This is a genomic window from Vibrio sp. YT-19(2023), from assembly GCF_033337395.1.
The window spans coordinates 1-657 of the sequence record NZ_JAWOQN010000599.1 but is presented as its reverse complement, the minus strand read 5'-3'; the positions used below and the strand labels follow the sequence as shown (position 1 = coordinate 657).

Sequence of the window (657 nt, the reverse complement as noted above, 5' to 3'; positions counted from 1 at the left end):
TAGTAGGAACAAGCTAAACAGCAACACAATGCAGCCAATTGCGACAAAGATGGATTGAGAAGAGCCCACTAACACGACGCCGGCAAGAATCAGTAACATGCCCGCCAACGCTGTGATGGAGCCGACATAAAGTCCTTGCTTATGATTGATAGGGGACAGCTCCTCGTCGCTGATCGGTGTGGCTAGTTGAATCGCAAGTGCAGTGCGACTTTGCTGGATTGATGGTGACTCTTTGGCATAAAAGACCCGCGTAAACAGGAAGAAGCCTCCAGTCACCAGTAAATGAACGGCAAGCGTTGCGACCACGGACAGGTCTTTGCTTTCTCTTGGCGTTAATGGCAAGGAAGAGAGCCACTGTACATCAAAGATAAACATCATAAAGAGCGATACTGCGCATCCGACCATAACGGTGGCGCATCGCGACCAGTTCGGTGTTTTCAAACTGACGAGTGCAAGCAGAGATGGGATGTTGATTGGCATCTGAATGAACGCCGCGAACACAATCATCATGTCGAACAAGCTGTACGACTCAACAGACGCCAGCAGCAAAGCTGTGACCGTGGCTAATACGCCAGATACTATCGTCGCAATTTTTCCAACCATCAACTGCTGACGACTGGTAGCAGTTGGGTTGAACCACACTTGGTAGAGGCTTTT

The 657-nt window shown here is 49.5% G+C and carries 1 pseudogene; it reads right to left on the bottom strand.

Features of this window, described 5'->3' with window-relative positions:
• Window positions 1-657: pseudogene (locus tag R7E78_RS27370) on the bottom strand (transporter); the annotation flags it as partial.